This is a genomic window from Bradyrhizobium ferriligni, from assembly GCF_056837965.1.
This window is the reverse complement of record NZ_JBXEJO010000008.1, coordinates 62,770-80,793: the sequence shown is the minus strand read 5'-3', so window position 1 is coordinate 80,793 and position 18,024 is coordinate 62,770. Positions and strand designations below refer to the sequence as shown.

The 18,024-nt window shown below is 63.5% G+C and carries 19 protein-coding genes; 11 read left to right on the top strand and 8 right to left on the bottom strand.

Annotated features, from left to right (window positions below; all coding sequences use genetic code 11):
• The first annotated feature begins 227 nt into the window (after window positions 1-227).
• The 3 genes from AC1VNY_RS06565 (at window position 228) to AC1VNY_RS06555 (ending at window position 1,945) form a co-directional block, all read left to right on the top strand.
• Window positions 228-461 (top strand): hypothetical protein, encoded by a 234-nt coding sequence (locus AC1VNY_RS06565; protein ID WP_482404563.1) that lies wholly within the window; start codon window positions 228-230, stop codon window positions 459-461.
• Between the two features lie 109 nt (window positions 462-570).
• Entirely contained in the window at window positions 571-960 is a 390-nt protein-coding gene (locus tag AC1VNY_RS06560) for a PRC-barrel domain-containing protein (protein WP_482404562.1), read from the top strand.
• 805 nt (window positions 961-1,765) lie between these two features.
• Window positions 1,766-1,945 carry a hypothetical protein gene (locus AC1VNY_RS06555; RefSeq protein ID WP_028340956.1) on the top strand — a complete coding sequence of 60 codons (180 nt, stop codon included), beginning with the start codon at window positions 1,766-1,768 and terminating at the stop codon, window positions 1,943-1,945.
• Window positions 1,946-2,472: 527 nt separating this feature from the next.
• Here the strand turns inward: AC1VNY_RS06555 and AC1VNY_RS06550 are convergent.
• On the bottom strand, window positions 2,473-2,730 hold the full coding sequence (locus tag AC1VNY_RS06550) for a DUF3551 domain-containing protein (RefSeq protein ID WP_482404561.1): 258 nt from the start codon (window positions 2,728-2,730) through the stop codon (window positions 2,473-2,475).
• Between the two features lie 129 nt (window positions 2,731-2,859).
• Between AC1VNY_RS06550 and AC1VNY_RS06545 the strand changes: the two genes are divergently transcribed.
• Window positions 2,860-3,240, top strand: a complete 381-nt coding sequence (locus tag AC1VNY_RS06545; RefSeq protein ID WP_482404560.1) for a hypothetical protein — start codon at window positions 2,860-2,862, stop codon at window positions 3,238-3,240.
• 306 nt (window positions 3,241-3,546) lie between these two features.
• On the opposite strand, the gene AC1VNY_RS06540 is transcribed toward AC1VNY_RS06545, so the two are convergent.
• From AC1VNY_RS06540 to AC1VNY_RS06525, 4 genes are all read right to left on the bottom strand, one after another.
• Entirely contained in the window at window positions 3,547-3,768 is a 222-nt protein-coding gene (locus tag AC1VNY_RS06540; RefSeq protein WP_016845010.1) for a hypothetical protein, read from the bottom strand.
• Between the two features lie 20 nt (window positions 3,769-3,788).
• Entirely contained in the window at window positions 3,789-4,019 is a 231-nt protein-coding gene (locus tag AC1VNY_RS06535; RefSeq protein ID WP_016845011.1) for a hypothetical protein, read from the bottom strand.
• A gap of 203 nt (window positions 4,020-4,222) precedes the next feature.
• The gene (gene ldtR, locus AC1VNY_RS06530; RefSeq protein ID WP_018271925.1) at window positions 4,223-4,741 is read right to left on the bottom strand and encodes a transcriptional regulator LdtR; all 519 of its coding nucleotides are present in this window, start codon (window positions 4,739-4,741) and stop codon (window positions 4,223-4,225) included.
• A gap of 662 nt (window positions 4,742-5,403) precedes the next feature.
• Window positions 5,404-5,865 carry a DUF6163 family protein gene (locus AC1VNY_RS06525; RefSeq protein ID WP_016845013.1) on the bottom strand — a complete coding sequence of 154 codons (462 nt, stop codon included), beginning with the start codon at window positions 5,863-5,865 and terminating at the stop codon, window positions 5,404-5,406.
• Window positions 5,866-6,078: 213 nt separating this feature from the next.
• On the opposite strand from AC1VNY_RS06525, the gene hemB reads away from it, so the two are divergent.
• From hemB to AC1VNY_RS06510, 3 genes are all read left to right on the top strand, one after another.
• A complete protein-coding gene (hemB, locus tag AC1VNY_RS06520) occupies window positions 6,079-7,143 on the top strand; it encodes a porphobilinogen synthase (protein WP_028340959.1) in 1,065 nt (354 codons plus the stop codon).
• Window positions 7,144-7,401: 258 nt separating this feature from the next.
• A complete protein-coding gene (locus AC1VNY_RS06515) occupies window positions 7,402-7,959 on the top strand; it encodes an RDD family protein (protein ID WP_482404559.1) in 558 nt (185 codons plus the stop codon).
• Between the two features lie 86 nt (window positions 7,960-8,045).
• Window positions 8,046-8,822, top strand: a complete 777-nt coding sequence (locus AC1VNY_RS06510) for an arginyltransferase (protein WP_028340961.1) — start codon at window positions 8,046-8,048, stop codon at window positions 8,820-8,822.
• Here the strand turns inward: AC1VNY_RS06510 and AC1VNY_RS06505 are convergent.
• Complete coding sequence (locus AC1VNY_RS06505; RefSeq protein WP_482404558.1) at window positions 8,819-10,192, bottom strand: Nramp family divalent metal transporter; 1,374 nt, start codon at window positions 10,190-10,192, stop codon at window positions 8,819-8,821. The two genes, AC1VNY_RS06510 and AC1VNY_RS06505, sit on opposite strands and share 4 nt — an antisense overlap.
• Window positions 10,193-10,313: 121 nt before the next feature.
• Between AC1VNY_RS06505 and AC1VNY_RS06500 the strand changes: the two genes are divergently transcribed.
• Genes AC1VNY_RS06500 through AC1VNY_RS06490 form a run of 3 tightly spaced genes read left to right on the top strand, consistent with a single transcriptional unit; the run spans window position 10,314 to window position 13,855 of the window.
• Window positions 10,314-11,444 (top strand): PspA/IM30 family protein, encoded by a 1,131-nt coding sequence (locus AC1VNY_RS06500; RefSeq protein WP_482404557.1) that lies wholly within the window; start codon window positions 10,314-10,316, stop codon window positions 11,442-11,444.
• A complete protein-coding gene (locus tag AC1VNY_RS06495; protein WP_482404556.1) occupies window positions 11,441-12,103 on the top strand; it encodes an OB-fold-containig protein in 663 nt (220 codons plus the stop codon). Before AC1VNY_RS06500 ends, AC1VNY_RS06495 begins: the two co-directional genes overlap by 4 nt.
• 3 nt (window positions 12,104-12,106) lie before the next feature.
• Entirely contained in the window at window positions 12,107-13,855 is a 1,749-nt protein-coding gene (locus AC1VNY_RS06490) for a flotillin family protein (protein WP_482404555.1), read from the top strand.
• 195 nt (window positions 13,856-14,050) lie between these two features.
• Here AC1VNY_RS06490 and AC1VNY_RS06485 read toward each other — a convergent pair whose 3' ends face one another.
• Together AC1VNY_RS06485 and AC1VNY_RS06480 are read right to left on the bottom strand one after the other, a co-directional pair.
• Complete coding sequence (locus AC1VNY_RS06485) at window positions 14,051-14,782, bottom strand: helix-turn-helix transcriptional regulator (RefSeq protein ID WP_482404554.1); 732 nt, start codon at window positions 14,780-14,782, stop codon at window positions 14,051-14,053.
• Window positions 14,783-14,900: 118 nt separating this feature from the next.
• A complete protein-coding gene (locus tag AC1VNY_RS06480) occupies window positions 14,901-16,466 on the bottom strand; it encodes an amidase (protein ID WP_482404553.1) in 1,566 nt (521 codons plus the stop codon).
• Between the two features lie 233 nt (window positions 16,467-16,699).
• Here AC1VNY_RS06480 and AC1VNY_RS06475 point away from each other — a divergent pair, with 233 nt between their 5' ends.
• Window positions 16,700-17,941 carry an MFS transporter gene (locus AC1VNY_RS06475; RefSeq protein WP_482404552.1) on the top strand — a complete coding sequence of 414 codons (1,242 nt, stop codon included), beginning with the start codon at window positions 16,700-16,702 and terminating at the stop codon, window positions 17,939-17,941.
• The last annotated feature ends 83 nt before the right edge of the window (window positions 17,942-18,024 follow it).

The following is an 18,024-nucleotide window of genomic DNA, read 5'->3' as shown; positions in this document are numbered from 1 at the left end:
AATCGCTCGCCGATCTCGCGTCTGCGTGTCCCTAGCGACCATTCGCCACAGCCTTCGGCAAGCCGCAGGGCGCGGCTAGCCAGTGCTGCAAATCGCCGCACCATCGCCGGTCATTTTTCGCTTGCTTTGATTCGGAGCGGCTCGCCAACGCAAGCTGGTTCTAGGAACCTTTGCCATTTCTTCCCGTTCCACCTCGGCCGATTGGTACGGCTATTGGAGGAGAGAACATGAACTTTAAGACCATTGTCGCGGCATCTTTGCTCGCCGCTTTCGTCACGCCGGCATTTGCAGCGGACGAATTCTACGTCGTGCAAGACGTGAAGACGAAGAAGTGCACGATCGTCGACAAGAAGCCGGTCGACACGACGACCACCGTCGTCAGTCCGTCGGGCACTGTCTACAAGACGCGCACCGAAGCCGAGACCGGCATGAAGAGCGTCAAGGTCTGTACCTCGGACTAGGAGGCGATCGCATGCCAGTCATCATTCTCTGGGCTGTGCCGGCGATCATCGTCATCGGCGGCGGCATCTACCTGATCGGCCATATGCACTGAAGGCAAGGAGACCTGTTATGAAGAAATTGGCTATCGGCTGCATCATGGCCGCAGCGTTCGCTACCGCCGCGCATGCCGCAACCACCATGCCCGCCACGCCGGCGGACAGTTCGACCATCACCAACTACTACAAGCAGAACGTCTACGACCCGAAGGAATCCAAGATCGGGACCATCGACGACGTGCTTGTCGACAAGTCCGGCAAGGTGACCGGTCTCGTCGTCGGGGTCGGCGGTTTTCTCGGCGCCGGCGAGAAGGACGTGATCGTGCCATTCACGGCCGTCAAGTCTCAAAAGAAAGACGACAAGTGGTGGCTCACGCTCGACGAGACCAAGGACAGCCTGAAGGCTGCGCCTGGTTTCAAATACGACCGCGCCAGCACGACCTGGAAGCCGGAGAACAAGTAGCACCGACGTCCCGCCTGCTCACTGAGAGCAGACGGAATGGGGGCGCTGTCCGGGTAATGCGCCAAACAACGAAATGGCCCCAGCACCTTTGGGGGCCTGGAGGCCGGTGCTGGGGCCGTTTGCCTGATCCGGGGCTGAGCTGTTGGAGCCAGGCAGCCCCATCCATCAAGAACCGCGCGGTTCCAGCATTAGCTTATGTAAATCGCTGCGGGATATCCCAAGGCGAGTGTCTTGCGCGCAACAGCCGATTGGCTGGGCAAAGCCGGCAGCTCAGAGCGAGGCCGGCGCGACCGTCGAATGAGGGTCTCGGTGGAGCCCTCGGTCGAATTTCAACCTGGCAATTTTCACCCGAGCAAAAGCCAGGCCATGGAGGCGATGAGAGCCACAAGCGACACGGTCGCGGCGCTCACAAAGGCAATCTCCACACCGTCGATATGGTGGTGGTTTGTATGCATTGAGCGTCCTCCTAGATGGGTGCCCGCGGACCTTGGGACAGCAGCCACGCCGTCAAATTGGCGGTGGTTTCGTCATGCCGCGCCTGCCTCAACAGGGTCTCTCGCTCTCGACAGGGAGGAAGGTTCTTGGCCCGTTGACGTAGCCGTTTGGCTTCCTGGGCAAGGCGTTTCTCAAGGGGGAAAATCTGCCTGACCCGGCGTCGTCGCTTCATGGCTCCTCTCTCCAACGCTGACGTTTGGCTGCCCCAAAGCAAAATCAAAAGCCCGGGGAGCGTGAAAAGTTCCCGCCAGCTTCGCGTCGGTGAGATCAGACGGATGGAACTGCCGCAACGGCGTGGAAGTTACAGGACATGGGCATCGCCAAGGACCTGAAGAAGCAGGCCAAGACCGCCGAGCAGGCGGCGGTGCGGACGGCTGACGAATTCGCGGCCGAGCAAATGAAGAACCTCGCCCAGGCGTTCCGGGCCCAGGCCGAGGTCGTCAAGCGAAACAAGAAAAAGAAGAAAGATGAGCTTCACCGTAAAGGCTAGGTGCAAGTTTGGAGAGATCGTGCACCGTCGCGGCACCGCCGAAGCAGCTCTGCGCAAGGCAAAAGAGCTTTCACGATCCCAGTGTTACGACATCCACATCGTGACACCTGAAGGCCGAGACTACGACTCGTCCGAGTTTGGGGATCTTCCCCGCACGCCGTTGGCTGTGCGCGTTGCTCAGAAAGGCCACACCTATCCATAGAGCAGCAGAGGTTTCAAAAAGGCCGGCTCAAAAAACGGCCCCAGCGAGGGGGTACAGGCTGAGGCCGGAGCAACTTGGTGCTCCATGCTAACCTGGACCCGACATCTGCCGCCTCTCCGTCCGGTATCGGCGCTTACGAAGTTGAGGTACCTCTTCTTGGCTACGAAACTCTTGGACCCGCCAGCCGACCAATTGTGGTCAGGATTTTTGCATCACCCATCCTGGGGCTAGAGCCATCGCCGCTCGCATGCATTTCAAGCGGGCGGCGTTCGGTTATGAGCGCCCCCCTCCGCGACCCGCCTTGCGCGCGCCATTGGCGAGACAATCAATAGCGGTTGCGATATCCCCGCCGCTGCTGACCAAATGCCGCGCGAGGATTGATGCCGCAGGTCACGTTCCTTCCGGAAGCTGACGCGAGACACTGGGCGCGGGTTCGGTACATGCAATCGCCGGGATAGCCGACGCCGCGCCCCTGCACGCACCAGGGATAATCCCGGGCGCTGGCCGGGCTCACATTTGCCAGCCCTGCAAAGCCGAACGCCAGGACGAACGCCAGGACAGCGAATAGGACAGTTGTGCGCATGATTGGCTCCTCGCAAGCAATCGAGGACCAACGGAGTGGCAAGATCAGCGTTCCCTTCGGGTCAGCGCAGGAACCATGCTCCGTCGGGTCGGTTGTCGGACACCATCCATCCCACAGAAGTCAATTGGCATGCCGTCACGACTGCTTTGGTTTCTGGCTTTTCCGGTTCTGGCTGTTCTGGGTGGCTGCGGCGATCAACTCGAGTGCGATTCAATCGAAACCCGGAAGGCCGTGCTCCAGACCATCTCCAACGATCACCGCAATCCGCTTGTCAATTTCGCCGCCAGGGAGTCAACGGCGAAGCCCACTGCGGAAAACTCAAAGCCGCAATACCTCCTCGGTGAAAAGATCGTCACGACGTCGGCCAGCGAGGACAAGCGAACATTGCAGTGTAGCGGCGGCATCTCGGTTTCCCTGGGCGACATCAAGGCTTCCAAGGAGGTCGAATTCACCGTGCAGAAATCAAGCGACGGAAAGCTGGCGGTTTCGGTTGCTCCATTTCAGTTTTGAGGTGCGACAAACTCAGTGTCATCCTGGCGAAAGCCAGGACCCATTACCCCAAATCTCAATTGTTGCGCGACGCTGGGGCCGCGATCCCGTTCATCGTCAAATGCGGTGGTTACGGGTCCTGGCCTTCGCCAGGCCGACGATCGTGTATGAGGAACCCATACCGTCATAGCCAGGTTGGCGATCCAGTACGCCGCGGCCTCTCGGCTCAATCACCGCGGCCTCTGGAATACTGGATCACCCGCTTTCGCGGTGATGACACCGAACAGCTGTTTGATAGTTGAATCAGACTGCGAAGCCACGCCGGCCTTACAGCCCGGTATACCCGGCCTTGACATGGTCGGTGCTGCCGTCGAGCTGGCGCAGATAGGTCAGCCCGCACACCGTCAACCGATGGGGATCGCGCTCGCCGGCGTCGAACAGCGTCTGCACGTACTCTGTCACCTTGGCGCGCGCTTCGTCGCTTGCAGCGGGCGTGCGGTTGAGCAGCAGATCATACGTCTGCATGATCCGATCGATCGCGGCTTCCATTGAAGTCTCCGGGTTGACGCTCAGGCGACCACCAGCGTCTCGGCCTCGAACTTCGCGATCGCCTTGTTGGCGAGGCGGAGGCGGTTCATCTCACCGCGCTGGAACAGCTTCACGATGATGCCGAGCAGGCGCTCATTGGTGGCGAAATTGTCGGGAATGGCGCCGGATTTGCGCAGATAGTTCGAGGCGATCGCGTAGGCGTCACCGACGACCTCGACATTCAGCACCTCAATCCCGCGTTCGAGCAACATATCCCTGCCTCTCCGTTGGCTAACGGATAAGCCGCAGGGAATGCCTTGGTTCCTCGCGGGGGCCCATTTATTTTCGCAGGTGCAGCATGAAAAACGCACCGGCCGGGCATGACCGATGCGTTGACTGGAGCAAGGCTGGACTGGAGGAAGGCTGCCGGTCTTCTCGAGCGGCCGGCTTGGCCATCAGGCGAAAACAGGAAGGCTCAGAGGCGATACAGGATCTGGTCGGTCCAGAAGCGCTCGAGGCGATGCAGCGACTTGTTGAGGCTCGCGAACTCCTCGTTCGAGATGCCGCCGACCTGCTCCACCGTCTTGACGTGCTTCTGATAGAGCGCATCGACGATCTTGCGGACTTCCTGGCCCTGCGGGGTCAGCCGGATGCGGACCGAGCGGCGATCGACGCGCGAGCGCTGATGATCGAGGAAGCCGAGCTCGACGAGCTTCTTCAGATTGTAGGAGACGTTGGAGCCGAGATAGTAGCCGCGGGTGCGCAGCTCGCCGGCGGTCAGTTCCTTATCGCCGATGTTGTACAGGAGCAGCGCCTGCACCGAGTTGATGTCGGCGCGGCCACGACGATCGAATTCGTCCTTGATGACGTCGAGGAGCCGGCGATGCAGCCGCTCCACCAAAGTCAGGGCTTCGAGATAGAGCGGCTGCACCGGAGCTTGACCGGTAGCGCGATCAGCGGCATCCGCCGCCGTTGTCGCAACGGCTTTCATCATGACACTTCCCCTGTTTGTCGTTTTTATCGACTTTATTCGACGAAACTTGTGTCCCGCCTGATAGGTCCAACGTAAGGGGGCCGTTTGAATATCCGCTTAAATAAGAGAATAAAGAGATCATGAATTTAAGACAGTGAATCGTGGATTAAGCCCATGGATCAAAGGCTTTTCGCAACTTTTCATTGACGGTGGCAGACCCTTGTTCACGCTTCGTCTGCCTGCCCTGTCACATTCGGAAACAGCATCGTCTGAATTCGAAACGGTGGCGTAACGGGTATGAGGGAACCCTTTACGGTGACCGATCGGTTACCGGAAAATTCTTTGAAAATTTTATCGGAGTACATCGGCGGGACGTGCACGCGACGCGCGCAAGCGGTGCTGATCCGGTGCGGGGCCAGACCGGTTCCGCCGTCGGCCCGCGCAAAGCCGGCCGGCACACGCGCCGAGATCCGGTGAAATGGGTCCCGACGGCAGGTCCCGCAGAGACGGTCCCGGAAGGGGTTGTCTCAAACGGATGCGATCTGTCGGAACCCAACTATCAGAACCAGCAATGCTGTCTTCTCGTTGCGCGCACGGCTGCCAAATTTTGCCGGCCGCGGCCAGCTATTCATGGCGTTGTCGCCACGGGGCAACAGTGCATCAGGCCATCGCCGCACGCCGGCCTATGGCGGGCGTTCGCGCGCCGACATCCAGGCCAGCGCGAGATAGGCCGCGAGCATCAGTGCCTCGAGCCCGACCACGGTGAGACTGCCGCCATAGATTCCGGGAAACATCAGCTCGATGACCGCCATCGACACCACGGTGGTCAGCCACACCACGGCGCCCCAGGGCGTCGCGAGCCAGAGCCCGACGGCGGCGACGAGTTCGATGACGGCGAAATAGATCGTGGCGGTCTGCCAGGCCATCGACTGGTTTTCGAAGGCCTCCTCCTCGCCGCCGACGAAGCCGGTCACCTGGGCCCAGTGATAGAGGCCCTTGGCGACCGAGACGACGGCCATGATGCGCAGGAAGATGACGAGGCGCCGCGTCCACGCATTGTCATCCGGCTCGATCCGGTCGGACGAGATCGCGCTCACCGAGATGGCATTGTCCCGCGCCTGATCGCGTGCAGAGGTGTCAGACATCCGAATCGCCGCATAGCGGCTGCAAAATGGGGTTCATGGGCGCAGTCTTGGCCCGCCGGGGACGCAAAATCAATTGCCGTTGCGGCAAATCAAGGGCGCCATGGATGCAATAGCGGCGCAATGACGGCGCCCCTGACAGGTGCTAGAACTGGACTTATATCAGGTCCAGACCTTATCAGGTCCAGACCAGCCGTCCGTCGAGGAGAAGAAGACATGGCGATCAAATTCGGGCGCCCGATCGAACTGCGCGATGCGCCGCGGCGCCAGACTGATGCCCTCGCCTCCCCCTCGCTCGACCTCACGATCCGGATGCGGCGCAATCGCAAGTCGGAATGGGCCCGCCGCCTGGTGCGCGAGAACGTGCTGACCACTGACGATCTGATCTGGCCGATGTTCGTGGTCGATGGCCACAACACCCGCACGCCGGTGGCCTCGATGCCCGGCGTCGACCGGCTCACCGTCGACCAGATCGTCCGTGACGCCGAGCGCGCGGCAAAGCTCAACATCCCCTGCATCGCGCTATTCCCGTTCACCGAGCCCTCGCTGCGCGACGAGCACGGCTCGGAAGCGCTCAATCCCGACAATCTGGTCTGCCAGGCGGTGCGCGCGATCAAGAAGGAGTTTCCCGACATCGGCGTGTTGTGCGACGTCGCGCTCGATCCCTTCACCAGCCACGGCCATGACGGGCTGATCGAGGGCGGCAAGATCCTCAACGACGAGACCGTCGCGGTGCTGGTGAAGCAGGCGCTGACCCAGGCCGAGGCCGGCTGCGACGTGATCGCGCCGTCGGACATGATGGACGGCCGGATCGGCGCGATCCGCGAGGCGCTCGACGACAACGGCTTCGGCGACGTGCAGATCATGTCCTATGCGGCGAAATACGCCTCCGCCTTCTACGGCCCGTTCCGCGACGCGATCGGCTCGGCCAAGACGCTGACCGGGGACAAGCGTACCTACCAGATGGACAGCGCCAATTCCGACGAGGCGTTGCGCGAGGTCGAGCTCGACATCGCCGAGGGCGCCGACATGGTGATGGTAAAGCCGGGCATGCCCTATCTCGACATCGTCCGCCGCGTGAAGGACCATTTCGCGATGCCGACCTTCGTGTACCAGGTGTCCGGCGAGTACGCGATGATCGCGGGCGCCGCCGCCAACGGCTGGATCGACGGCGAGCGCGCGATGATGGAGAGTCTGGTCGGCTTCAAGCGCGCCGGCGCCGACGGCATCCTCACCTATTTCGCGCCGAAGGCCGCCGAAAAGATCAAGGCGGAGAGCTGATAGTTTCCTCCGCCGTCATTGCGGGGAGCTCGCGACAAAATTGCAAAGCAATTTTGCGCTGAAGCGATGAAGCAATCCGTGCAGGCACGAGCTCAGCAAGCATTGCCTCGCTCCGCTCGCAATGACGGCGTGGAGGTAGAACCGCTCAATTCAGCCGCCGAATCGCCGGAATATGTCGGCTAGTTAATGTTCGCGCAGGCTTGGCGAACGCGCCTCCTGTTCCCATCTCCTGCGCGGGACTTTCATCGGAGGTTGGTCATGTCCTACGGCAATGACGGCAGCACCGGGCGCAACGAGGCCTGGCGCAACGACGGCGGCGTTCCCCCGCATGCGTTCGATCCGTTGATGCAGCCGGACCTGTTCCGCGGCGTGCTGACGCGGCGCGTGTTTGCGTTCCTGATCGACCTGTTCGTGCTGTCGGTGCCGGTGATCCTCGCGGTGATTTTCATCGCGGTGTTCGGCCTCGTCACGCTCGGTCTCGGCTGGGCGCTGTTCTGGCTGGTCTCGCCGGCCTCGATCGTCTGGGCGATCGTCTATTACGGCGCCTCGATCGGCGGGCAGCACTCGGCCACCATTGGCATGCGCATGATGGATCTGGAACTGCGGACCTGGTACGGCGCGCGCGGCTATTTCGTGCTCGGCGCCACCCACGCGGTGCTGTTCTGGGTGACGATCTCGTTCCTGTCGCCGCTGGTGCTCCTGGTTGGGCTGCTCAACGGCCGCCGCCGGCTGCTGCATGACATCATCCTCGGAACCGTCATTATCAACAGCTCGATCCGGACCCCGGTCGCTCCGGCCGCGCGGGCCTCCTATTAGGCCCGCCTAAACCAATTGACCGTTAGCCTCAGGGGGGCGATGCTCACTCGGCTGCCTGTATTGTTTGTGGAGCCCGACGATCTGACGTGACCCAGCATTCGCGTGATACTCCCCAGTTCTATTTGACGGCGCCCTCGCCCTGCCCGTATTTGCCGGGCCGCCACGAGCGGAAGGTTTTCACGCACCTGGTCGGCGACAAAGCGGGCGATCTCAACGACTTGCTGACCCATGGCGGCTTCCGCCGCAGCCAGTCGATCGCCTACCGCCCGGCCTGCGACCAGTGCCGGGCCTGCGTCTCGGTCCGGGTGATCGCAAACGAATTCCGCCCCTCCCGTAACTTCCGCAAGGTGCTGGCCCGCAACGCCGACGTCATCGGTGAGCAGCGCACCGCGGTGCCGACCTCGGAGCAATATTCGGTCTTCCGCGCCTATCTCGACCGCCGCCACCGCAACGGCGGGATGGCCGACATGACCGTGCTCGACTACGCCATGATGGTCGAGGACAGCCATGTCGAGACCCGGATCATCGAATACCGCAAGCGCAATGCCGACAGCGCGATCACCGGCCGCGGCGACGAGCTGATGGCGGTGGCGCTGACCGACGTGCTCAGCGACGGGCTGTCGATGGTCTATTCGTTCTTCGAGCCCGGGCTGGAGGCCCGCTCGCTCGGCACCTTCATGATCCTCGACCACATCGCCCGCGCCCGCCGGCAGGGCCTGCCCTACGTCTATCTCGGGTACTGGATCGAGGGCTCCAAGAAGATGGACTACAAAGGCCGCTTCCTGCCGCAGCAGCGGCTCGCGCCGTCGGGCTGGCTGCGCGTCGACGCCTCGGGCGAGGTGCTTGCCGAGCCGCAGGACTAGCTGCCGAAGAACGTATCGATCAGCAGCTTCACGTTCAGGATCACGATCAGCCCGGCGACGATCCACGCCGCCACCGCGACAGGGCGCGAAATCGCGAACGCGCCCATCTTGCGCTTGTCGGACACAAAGCGCACCAGCGGGATCACCGCGAACGGCAGCTGCATCGACAGCACGACCTGGCTGAACACCAGCAGCTGCGCCGTGCCGCTCTCGCCATAGAGCGCGGCGACCACGATGACCGGGACGATCGCGATGCCGCGGGTCACGACCCGCTGCAGCCAGTCGGGCAGCCGCAGATCGAGAAAGCCCTGCATCACGATCTGGCCGGCCAGCGTCGCCGTTACCGTCGAGTTGAGGCCGGACGCCAGCAGCGCCACGGCAAACAGCGTCGAGGCGATGCCCAGCCCAAGCAGCGGCGACAGCAGCTCGAACGCCTGGTCGATCTCGGCGACGTCGGAGTGGCCGCTCTTGTGGAAGGTCGCGGCCGCCAGCACCAGGATCGCGGCATTGACGAACAGCGCCAGCATCAGCGCGATGGTGGAATCCGTGGTCGCCCATTTGATCGCGTCGCGCCGCCCCTCCTCGGTGCGCGGATAGGCGCGGGTCTGCACGATCGAGGAGTGCAGATAGAGATTATGCGGCATCACGGTGGCGCCGATGATGCCGATCGCGATGTAGAGCATCTCCGGATTGGTGACGATCTCGCGCGACGGCACGAAGCCGCGGATCACGGCGGCAACCGGCGGCGCGGCGGCGGCGATCTGGACGACGAAGCAGACCGCGATGACGATCAGGAGCGCGATGACGAACGCCTCGAGGAAGCGGAAGCCGCGGTTCATCAGAAGCAGCAGCAGGAACGCATCGAGCGCCGCCAGCAGCGCGCCGCCGATCAGGGGAATGCCGAACAGCAGCTTGAGCGCGATCGCGGTGCCGATCACCTCGGCAAGGTCGCAGGCGATGATCGCGGCCTCGCAGGCGAGCCACAGCAGCAGGTTCACCGGGCGCGAATAGGTTGCGCGGCAGGCTTGGGCGAGATCGCGGTCGGTGGCGATGCCAAGCCGTGCTGCGAGCGCCTGCAGCAGGATCGCCATCAGGTTGGAGAGCAGGATGACCGACAGCAGCGTGTAGCCAAACTTCGATCCGCCCGCGAGGTCGGTGGCCCAGTTGCCGGGGTCCATGTAGCCGACCGAAACCAGATAGCCCGGCCCCGCGAAGGCCAGCAGTCGTCGCCACCACAGGCCGCCCGACGGCACCGCGACGGTCGCGTTCACCTCCGGCAGGCTGCGCACATGTCCGGCATCGCCCCGCCAGCCGCCTGGCACGGCATTGGGAACGGAAACGGAAGACAGTTCAGGGGTCCGAGCATCCATCCGACAAGGATGGCCGATCTCCCCCGTTATTGCAACTCATTTGCAACTGCATCTAGGCTCACGAAAATGACACCAGCCGCCCTCCTTGTAAAGCACTGAGGAAGTGCTTTACGTTAGGTGCATGATCAAGCTGCCCGTCGAGACGCCCACCGCGACGCTGCGCTACGCCCTCGCCCCTGACCCTTCAGGCACCGAGGCGATCGAGGCGACCTTTGCGGCCTACGACCGGATGATGGCGATCCTCGCCGAGGTCGCCCCCGTCGGCGCCAACCTGGTCTCGCTGCACGCCCAGGCCTACGAGAAGATCCGCAAGGAGACCGGCCTGCCCGCACGGCTGGTGACGCTCGGCCTGCGCGACCGCGCCAATTACATCGCAGGCTCCGCCGTCCGCCGGATACCGCTCGACGACAAGTTGTTTGCGATCAAGGGCCCAACTTCACTGACCATTAGCACTGTCAGCGGACGCGTCTTGGTGCCGTTCGATGTGCCGGGATATGTCTCGGGCTGGGAAAGCCCCTTCCCGGCGCATTTGATCTCGGATGGACGCGGCTACGAAATCCACATCGCCGTCAAATCGAAATCAGCACCACCGGAGGAGAAGACCATGCTTCACGAAGGCATCCTTGCGCGCATGGGCCGGCTTCTTGCCGCCATCGCGAGCCAGACCATCGACAATGTCGAGAACAACAACAAGGTCGCGCTGGTCAAACAGGCGATCCGCGAGATCGACGCCGGCGCCGACGAGGCACGCTATGCGCTCGGCAAGTCGCGCGCCGAAGAATTCCGTTTGAAGAAGCGGCGCGAAGAACTGGATACCGAAACGACCGGTCTGAACGAGAAGATTCGTCTCGCACTTGCGGAAAATCGCGAGGATCTCGCGCGCGCCGGCGTCGCACGGCAAATTGATCTGGAGTCGCAGATAATCGCGCTGGAACGCGCGATGGATTTCATCGAGCTCGAAATCGATGAGCAGACCAAGGCGCTGCAGGCCATGCTCGGCGCGCGCCGCGAGGCGGAGACGCGCTTGGCCGATCTCGAACAAAGCCTGATCCGCGAGGCCCAGGACGAAACCAGCCGGGGCCCATCCGCGACCAATACATTGAGTGCTGAGCGCGCCATGGCGGCGATCGCCCGGGTCACCAGTGTTCCCGCCTCCAGCGTGCTCGGCGACAAGGAGCTTGACGAACTCGATCGCCTGCATCGCGAAAAGGAAATCGCGGCGCGGCTTGAAAGGATCAAGTCAGAAAAATGAGTGCAGTTGGCGACATTCTGCTCGCCCCCGACGTGCGGCCCTTCGCGGTCGCGGCTGCGATCATGGTGGCACTTGGCGGTATCGAATTGCTGAGCACCATGATCGGACTTTCGATCAGCGAATTGATCGGCAAGGATTTCGCGGTCGAGGCCGAGAGCCACAACGCTCTCAGTGGCCTGTTTCTCTGGATCAACGCCGGGCGGCTTCCCCTCCTGATCCTGATCATCCTGATCCTCGGCATCTTCTCGATCGGAGGCTTCCTGCTTCAGGGACTGGCGCATGCCGCAGGCACCGCCATTCCGGTCTCGATTGCCGCGGTGGTTGCCGCCGCGGGCAGCATCCCCGTGATCAGAAATACCAGCCGCGGCCTCGCCCGCGTCATTCCGCGCGACGAGAGCTATGCGGTCAACGACAGCGACTTTGTCGGCAAGGTCGCGACCGTGTCGGTCGGCCCGCTCGATCAGGGCCTGCCCGGCCGGGTCCGTCTCAAGGATGTCTTCGGCAACTGGCACACCGTGTCGGCGCGTGCCAGCGCGGAGTCCGGGGCATTGCCGGTCGGCGCCAGCGTGCTGCTGGTCGATCGCGATGCCAAGGGCTTCATCGCGATTTCCGCTCCAGCCGACCTCGTCGACCAACAACAGTCTTCCAACAGGGCATAACACATGTGGGAACTTGCTGTACCCGTCGTTATTGGCGTCATCGTCATCCTCGTTATCGGTCTCTTGTTCGCAAAACTCTACAAGCGCTCGACCCGCGACGAGGCCTATGTCCGCACCGGCCTCGGCGGCCAGAAGGTGGTGCTCGACGGCGGCTCGCTCGTGCTGCCGATCTTCCACTCCACCGCCGCGGTGAACCTGAAGACGCTGCGGCTCGAGGTCGCGCGCGGCGGCCCGGACTCGCTGATCACCAAGGACCGCATGCGCGTCGATATCGGCGCCGAGTTCTATCTGCGCGTCAAACCCGACTCGTCGTCGATCGCGCTCGCCGCGCAGACGCTCGGCAACCGCACCAATGACGCGGCCGAGCTGCGCGAGCTGGTCGAGGCCAAGTTCGTCGACGGCCTGCGCTCGGTCGCCGCGACCATGAACCTCGAGGAATTGCAGGAGCAGCGCGCCACCTTCGTCAAGGCGGTGCAGGACGCGGTCGGCGCCGACATCCAGAACAACGGTCTCGAGCTTGAATCGGTGTCGCTGACGAAGCTCGACCAGAGCGACATCAAGCACTTCAACCCGAGCAATTTCTTCGACGCGCACGGCCTCACCACGCTGACCAAGATCACCAAGGAGCGTGAGCAGGAACGCAACCAGATCGTCCGCACCACCGAGGTCAACATCGCCCAGCAGGATCTGGTGGCGCGGCAGACCACGCTGACGATCGAAAGCACCAAGCGCGAGGCCGAGCTCGCCCAGCAGCGCGACATCGCCAACAAGACCGCCGCGATGCGCGCGCAGACGGCGCAGGTCGAGCAGACCGCGCTGCAGAACGAGGCCGAATACCGCATCCAGCAGGAGCTCGCGGTCGCCAACAAGCAGACCGAGGCCAACCAGGCCCGCGACACCCGCAAGATCGAGGCCGATCTCGCGGTCAAGCGCCGCAACACCGAGATGGAGCGCGACCTCCAGATCGTGGCGCAGGAAAGCGCCATCGCGGTCGCAGCCAAGAGCAAGGAGCAGTCGGAGGCCCAGACCATCGCCGAGACCGCGCGCGCGGTCGCGATCGCCGCCGAGGAAAAGGTCACCACCGCCCGCGCCACCGAGATCGCCGAGCGCGACAAGATCATCAACGTGATCGCGGCGCGCAAGGCGGCCGAGACCGACGCGATGCCGATCACGGTGATGGCCGAGGCCGAACGCCAGGCCGCCGCCAACAAGGCGGAAGCCACCAACGTGCTCGCCAAGGCCGATGCGGCCGCCGCCACCACCCGCGCTGCCGGCGTCAAGGCGCTCGGCCAGGCCGAAGCCGAGGTCGCGACGATGAAGGCGGAGGCGCGCAACACGCTGAGCGCCGACATGATCGCCTACGATCTCAACCTCGCGCGGATCAACGTGATCCCGAGCGCGCTCGCCGAGGCGGTGAAGCCGATCGAGAAGATCTCCGACATCCGGATCTTCGACACCGGCAGCATGCTCGGCCGCGGCGGCGCCAACGGCCACGCCAACGGCAATGGCGGCCTCGGGCTCGGCGACGGCCTCGCCGCGCAGCTGCTGTCGGTCTCGGCGTTCAAGCCGATGATCGACAAGATTCTCTCGGAGGCCGGCTTCCCGGCCGGAGCCGACGCGCTCACCAGCCTGACCAGCGCGCTGGCGCAGCGCAAGGCCGAGGTCGCCCCGTCGTCTGCAAACGGCGAGGACAGCCGTCCTGCAACACTGGTCGGCACCATCACCGGCCAGCTCGCGCCCACGCCGCAATGAAAGCGCCGAGGTGTTTGGCTGAATCAGTCTGATGGCAAACGCACTTCACCTCTCCCGCTTGCTTGCGGGGGAGGTTGGATCGCATCGACAGATGCGATCCTGTTGCCGCCTCAGGGCGTGATGTTCCCACAGATGGCGCCTGAACATGGGTGCATTCTTGCCCGTGCATGTCCGCCGTAGGTTGAACAAGTTGTTCTAGGCGAATGGCATGTCTATGAGCCGAAGCTGGATCGCCTTCGCTATCGCATGCGGCCTGTTCGACGCGTTGAGGTGCACGATCGCACGCTTCATGTGCGAACGTACCGTCTCGCAGGACAAGCCGAGGATCAGGGCAATGTCATCCGAGGTCTTCCCTTGCGCGGCGAGGGACAGGCACTCCTTCTCACGCGCGCTAAGCCAGGCCTTGGTGTCGGCGGCTTGGTTCCACAACCATCTGCGAAGAGAGGTGTTCTGGAATTGATGACACAAAGCGAACAGCGCATTGACGGCCGTCGGTGAAGAACCGGCCTCGTACTTGGTCGCGCTTTCCGAAATCGCACTGACGAACGCAAATGACCCGTTCGGCATGTGCATCGGAACCGTGATGCCGTAGTGCAGGTTCTTGTCGTTCAGGTGGTCCACGCACGCTCGCTCGCCAGCGCTCAGGCGTTCGAGGGCTTGCACGTCGACCCACCTGAGGGGCAAGGTCGTCGTGAAGCAGAACCGATAGTAGGGGTCGCAAAGGTGGCTCCAGTGCCGATCCCATCGATTTGGAAAGGCTCGCGTCTTCACGACGGGTGACGTGAAGCTGCCGTCTTGCGCTCTCGGCGTGCCGGCCATGCCGTAGGCAAAGGAAGAAAAGCCCAGGCTCGACAGGGCTTGATGCAGCGCATCCAGGGCGGACTCGAGGTCACCCGCCTGTTCAAGGTTGGCCGCGAAGCTTCCCATCAGAGCTTCGCGGTCGGTGGTGGGAAATGCGTGAGCTGCTGGGAGAGACATCAAGGTCCATCTCTCATCATGGGCAATAAATAACGGTCCTCCCGCGGCCCGCAGGTGTCAAGCCACTCTAGGCGGCCAGCTTCGGTCGCCGACGCCGCCAGGGGTGCGTCGCGCCTTCGAACGCGGACGCGATGCGGAACACCCTCAGGTCGTCATAGGCTGGACCGACAATCTGCATCCCGGTGGGCACGCTTGTTTCGGCATCGAAGCCGGTGGGCACGGACATCACCGGGAGGGTGCCGACCAGGTTGAAGGGATACGTCATGAACCAGCCGATAAATGGGTTCACCGACTTCCCGTTGATGGTGAGCGGCTCTTCGCTGCTGCGCCCTGCGACGATCTTCGTCGTCGCGGTAGTCGGACAGATCAGCGCGTCGTGGGTCTCGAAGAGCTTCGTCATCGATGCGTACATCTTCTGCCGCACGGTATTCAGGTTGTAGAACTTCGTGACGTCGAGTTTCTTGCCCTCTTCGAGAATCTTGATGACGTACGGGTCCACGTCGTTGCGGGACTTGCTCAGAAGGCTGCCTGCCAGCGCGTAGAACACGCCCTGCCACCGGGTATTCCATGTCTCTTCGATTTCCTTGGTCCAGCCGATGTCGACCTCATCGACCACGGCGCCGAGCGAACGCAGGACCGACACAGCATTGCGTGTGTTCTTCTCGACCTCAGGATCGACCGCGAAATAGCCCAGGTCCATCGACAGCGCGATCCTCATGCCGGCGATGCCGTCGAAGGTCGGCGGGATGACCACCTTGTCCCGCAGGGACGACATGTCGGCCGGATGCTGGCCGGAAGTGACATTCTGCATCAGCCCGCAATCGCCGACGCTGCGGGCCAGTTCACCATAGTGGATCAGCCATTCATTCGGGTGCTCGCGGTCGTTGGGGTTGCGTCCCCAAGGCGGCTTGTAGCCGAACACGCCGCTCATCGCAGCCGGGATGCGAATAGACCCGCCACCATCCGTGCCGTCCGACAAGGTCGTGTAGCCGGCGGCCAGGGCCGCGCCGCCTCCGCCGGTCGAGCCGCCGGGGGTATAGGCAGGGTTCCACGGGTTGTGCGTGACGCCCCAAAGCAAGGACGCCGTCACACCTGAATGCGCGAACTCCGGCGTCGTCGTGCGGCAATGCATGATCGCCCCTGCGGCGAGAAGGCGCTCAACAGTCGGCGCGGATTGGTCCGGAACGAAATCCTTGTAGAGCCGCGAGCCGTAGGTGGTGATCTTGCCCTTGACGGAGTGATAGTCCTTGATGGAACACGTGATGCCTTCCAGCGGGCGGACCGGTTCACCGCGCACGTACTTGCGCTCCGCAATCCGTGCCTGTTCCAGCGCCTCGTCGAAATAGGCGTACGTCGTTGCCTTGAGCGTCGGCTCCCATGCTTCGACCTGTTTGATCTGCGCCCGCAGCAGTTCGACCGGCGACAGCGTCTTGGCCTTGAATCTCGCGAGCGCCTCGCCGGCCGTCAGGTACGCAATGTCGTCGACATCGACCTTTTCGGACGGCCCAGCGGCGGCCGCGCGCGATGCTGCCGGTAGGACCGCCCCGGCGACGCCTGCAAGGGCGATGCTCAGGAGCCGGCGACGCTCCAGATCAGGCCGGCCTTCAAAACTCTCGTATGGGGCTTGGCTCATGATTGCTCGTTCCTGTTGGTGGAGTTCGGCTTGCGACTGGGCTGTGTGCGCCAATTCGACGCCGCGCGATTCCAAGTCGCAATTCCCCTAAAGGGTGAATCGAGATGCGAACGAGACGGAAGTGGTGCTGCGCCGTCACGCGGGCCTTTGTTTTGGTGTTGTCGGGAAACGGGTGGGATCGGATGTCTTCCAAACACACACTAAGGGCAGTCGAATTTTCCAAGGATTCCGTCATGTCCGCTGATACGCCTCGCCTGCCGGCCACCTTCAATCGCCTGGCCTGGTCCAATCTCGCCGCGCAGTCGGCCGAACAGATTGCGCTTGCGGCTGCGCCGATCGTCGCCGTGCTGCTGCTCGGCGTCGGCGAAGGCCAGACCGGCCTGTTGCAGACCGCGCTGACGCTGCCCTTCATCCTGTTTGCGATCCCCGCCGGCCTGCTCGCCGACCGCGTGTCGCGGCGGTGGGTGATGGCGGGCTCCGAGGCGCTGCGCGCGGCCGCGCTTGCCGCGATCCTGCTGCTCTTGTGGCTCGGCCTGATGACGCTGCCGCTGCTCGCCATGCTCGGCTTCATCGCGGTCTGCGGCACGGTTGCCTATAGCGTCGCTGCGCCGGCGCTGGTCCCTTCGCTGGTGACGTCACAGCAATTGCCGGCGGCGAACGCCCGCATCGAGCTCGCGCGTACCGTCGCGTTCGCCAGCGGCCCCGCGCTCGGCGGCGTGCTGGTCGGCTGGGTCGGTGCGGCGCCCGCATTCGGCTTCGCCGCGGCATTGTCGGCGATCGCAGTCGTGCTGCTCGCCGGCATCTACGAGCCGGCGCGGCAGCCTGCCCCGCGGCGCCATCCGTTGCAGGACATCAAGGAGGGCGCGGCCTTCGTGATGCACCACGCCTTGCTGCGGCCGGTGTTCATCACCCAGTTCATTTTCAACACCGCCTCCTTCCTGCTGCTCGCCGTGTTCGTGCCCTATGCGGTGCGTCATCTCGGGCTCAGCGCCACCGGCGTCGGCACCACGCTCGCGATGTACGGCGTCGGGATGGTGGTGGGCGCGCTGTTCGCCACCCGCGTGATGAAGCGGCTGGCGTTCGGCACCGTGATCGGGCTCGGCCCGGTTACCGGCTTCGTCGCCGCGGCCGTGATGGCGCTGACGACCTGGATTGCGACGCCGCTGCTCGCGGGCCTCAGCTTCTTCCTGCTCGGCGTCGGCCCGATCCTGTGGGTGATCTCGACCACCACGCTGCGGCAGTCGGTAACGCCGCCCTCGCTGCTCGGCCGCGTCTCGGCGATCAACATCATGAGTTACGGCGCGCGCCCGCTCGGCTCCGCGCTCGGCGCCATCGTCGGCGGCCTCTACGGCGCCGAGGCCTGTCTCTATCTCGCGGCCGCGATCTTCGCCGCCCAGGCGCTGGTGATCCTGATGTCGCCCGCGGTGTCGCTGACGCGGCAGCCCGACATGGTCGGCGAACCTGCGCGCTGCTGATCCCGGGTCTTCTCAGCCGTCATTGCGACTGGTTCGTCGCTTCAGCGCAAAATTGCTCTGCAATTTTGTCGCGAGCTTCTCGC

Coding starts and splice junctions, on each gene's coding strand:
- AC1VNY_RS06500 (WP_482404557.1), top strand. CDS start 10,314: ATGATCAAGCTGCCCGTCGAGACGCCCACCGCGACGCTGCGCTACGCC.
- ldtR (WP_018271925.1), bottom strand. CDS start 4,741: ATGATGAAAGCCGTTGCGACAACGGCGGCGGATGCCGCTGATCGCGCT.
- AC1VNY_RS06475 (WP_482404552.1), top strand. CDS start 16,700: ATGTCCGCTGATACGCCTCGCCTGCCGGCCACCTTCAATCGCCTGGCC.
- AC1VNY_RS06545 (WP_482404560.1), top strand. CDS start 2,860: ATGCCGTCACGACTGCTTTGGTTTCTGGCTTTTCCGGTTCTGGCTGTT.
- AC1VNY_RS06565 (WP_482404563.1), top strand. CDS start 228: ATGAACTTTAAGACCATTGTCGCGGCATCTTTGCTCGCCGCTTTCGTC.
- AC1VNY_RS06515 (WP_482404559.1), top strand. CDS start 7,402: ATGTCCTACGGCAATGACGGCAGCACCGGGCGCAACGAGGCCTGGCGC.
- AC1VNY_RS06555 (WP_028340956.1), top strand. CDS start 1,766: ATGGGCATCGCCAAGGACCTGAAGAAGCAGGCCAAGACCGCCGAGCAG.
- hemB (WP_028340959.1), top strand. CDS start 6,079: ATGGCGATCAAATTCGGGCGCCCGATCGAACTGCGCGATGCGCCGCGG.
- AC1VNY_RS06480 (WP_482404553.1), bottom strand. CDS start 16,466: ATGAGCCAAGCCCCATACGAGAGTTTTGAAGGCCGGCCTGATCTGGAG.
- AC1VNY_RS06525 (WP_016845013.1), bottom strand. CDS start 5,865: ATGTCTGACACCTCTGCACGCGATCAGGCGCGGGACAATGCCATCTCG.
- AC1VNY_RS06550 (WP_482404561.1), bottom strand. CDS start 2,730: ATGCGCACAACTGTCCTATTCGCTGTCCTGGCGTTCGTCCTGGCGTTC.
- AC1VNY_RS06485 (WP_482404554.1), bottom strand. CDS start 14,782: ATGGGAAGCTTCGCGGCCAACCTTGAACAGGCGGGTGACCTCGAGTCC.
- AC1VNY_RS06535 (WP_016845011.1), bottom strand. CDS start 4,019: ATGTTGCTCGAACGCGGGATTGAGGTGCTGAATGTCGAGGTCGTCGGT.
- AC1VNY_RS06495 (WP_482404556.1), top strand. CDS start 11,441: ATGAGTGCAGTTGGCGACATTCTGCTCGCCCCCGACGTGCGGCCCTTC.
- AC1VNY_RS06490 (WP_482404555.1), top strand. CDS start 12,107: ATGTGGGAACTTGCTGTACCCGTCGTTATTGGCGTCATCGTCATCCTC.
- AC1VNY_RS06560 (WP_482404562.1), top strand. CDS start 571: ATGAAGAAATTGGCTATCGGCTGCATCATGGCCGCAGCGTTCGCTACC.
- AC1VNY_RS06505 (WP_482404558.1), bottom strand. CDS start 10,192: ATGGATGCTCGGACCCCTGAACTGTCTTCCGTTTCCGTTCCCAATGCC.
- AC1VNY_RS06540 (WP_016845010.1), bottom strand. CDS start 3,768: ATGGAAGCCGCGATCGATCGGATCATGCAGACGTATGATCTGCTGCTC.